Genomic DNA, 1,615 nt, shown 5'->3' with positions numbered 1-1,615 from the left:
CCCCCAGCACCACGTCGCGGCCCGCCGCGTGTTCGCGCTGCGCCGCGCTCAGCATGGCCCAGGTCTTGCCGACGCCGGCACTGGCGCCGAAGTAGATGCGCAGCTTGCCGCGGCGCGCGCGTTCGTCCTCGGAGCGCAACTGGGCGAGCAGGGCGTCGGGGTCGGGGCGGGTGTCGTCGATCATGGAAAGGGTGCGGCGCTGGAGGTTATCTCATCGGCCGGTCCTTCGGCGCTTTCCGATGCGAGTGGCGCCGCGCGCTACCCGCTTCTCATTTCGCGGCATCGATCGGCAAGTTGAGCGCCAGCACGTTCACGCGCGGCTCGCCGAGCAGGCCCCACAGCGGCGCCTCGGTGTGGGCGTCGATCATCCCTTCGACGGCGTCCAGCGGCAGCTGGCGGATGCGCGCCACGCGCGGCGCCTGATAGCGCGCCGCGGCCGGACTGATGTGGGGGTCGAGCCCGCTGGCGGAACTCGTGACGAGGTCGACCGGCACCGGCGCCGTGTTGTCCGGATCGGCCGAGTGCAGTGCCTCGACGCGACCCTTGACCACATCGGTCAGCGCCGGATTGAGCGGCCCCTGGTTGGCACCGCTCGAAGCCCCCCCGTTGTATGGCATGGGAGCCGTGGCCGAGGGACGACCCCAGAAGTGCTTCGGATCGCTGAAGTTCTGGCCGATGAGCGTGGAGCCGACCGTCACGCCATCGCGCACGATGAGGCTGCCTGCGGCTTGCGCCGGAAAGACTGCCTGCGCGGCGCCCGTCACGACGAACGGGTAGACGATACCGGTAAGCGCACTGAGCAGCGCGAACAGTACGAGTGCGGGACGAAGTATGTTTGTCATGGTGAAAGTCCTCAGACCAGACCGACTGCAACCAGCAGCCAGTCAATGAGCTTGATTCCGACGAAGGGCACGATGAGGCCGCCCAGCCCGTAGATCGCGAGATTGCGCCGCAGCAGCGCGGCGGCGCCGACCGGCCGGTAGCGCACGCCCTTCAACGCCAAGGGGATCAGAAACACGATCACCAGCGCATTGAAGATCACCGCCGACAGGATGGCCGACGACGGGCTCGCAAGCCGCATGACGTTGAGCGCGCCGAGCTGCGGATAGGTCGAAATGAAGATCGCCGGAATGATCGCGAAGTACTTCGCCACGTCGTTCGCGATTGAAAAGGTGGTGAGCGAACCGCGGGTCATCAGCAGCGCCTTGCCGGTCTCGACCACCTCGAGCAGCTTGGTCGGGTTGGAGTCGAGGTCGACCATGTTGCCGGCCTCCTTCGCGGCCTGCGTGCCGCTGCCCATCGCCACCGCCACGTCGGCCTGCGCTAGCGCCGGCGCGTCGTTGGTGCCGTCGCCGGTCATGGCGACCAGCCGGCCCTCGGCCTGGTACTGGCGGATCAGCGCCAGCTTGTCCTCGGGCGTGGCCTCGGCCAGGAAATCGTCCACGCCGGCCTCGGCGGCGATGGCCGCCGCCGTCAGCTTGTTGTCGCCGGTGATCATCACGGTCTTGATGCCCATGCGGCGCAGTTCGCCGAAGCGCTCCTTGATGTCGGTCTTGACGATGTCCTTGAGCTCGACGATGCCGAGCACGCGGGCGCCTTCGGCCACCGCCAGCGG

General features: G+C 68.2%; 2 protein-coding genes and 1 pseudogene. All 3 read right to left on the bottom strand.

Features of this window, described 5'->3' with window-relative positions; all coding sequences use genetic code 11:
• Positions 1-184, bottom strand: a pseudogene (locus tag AC1DY5_RS54875) (hypothetical protein); the annotation flags it as partial.
• 85 nt (positions 185-269) lie between these two features.
• Positions 270-842: a potassium-transporting ATPase subunit KdpC gene (gene kdpC / locus AC1DY5_RS54870; RefSeq protein WP_478122569.1), complete on the bottom strand. Its 573-nt coding sequence runs from the start codon at positions 840-842 to the stop codon at positions 270-272.
• 11 nt (positions 843-853) lie between these two features.
• Positions 854-1,615 (bottom strand): HAD-IC family P-type ATPase (locus tag AC1DY5_RS54865; protein WP_478122568.1); only part of this gene is annotated, 762 nt, incomplete at its 5' end.

The organism is Variovorax sp. P4_D9 (assembly GCF_056401695.1).
The sequence above is the reverse complement of the archived record's forward strand: the minus strand, read 5'-3'. Positions and strand labels throughout refer to the sequence as shown.

What these genes read in the sequence shown, in the direction of transcription:
- kdpC (WP_478122569.1), bottom strand. Translation starts at nt 842, where the DNA reads ATGACAAACATACTTCGTCCCGCACTCGTACTGTTCGCGCTGCTCAGT.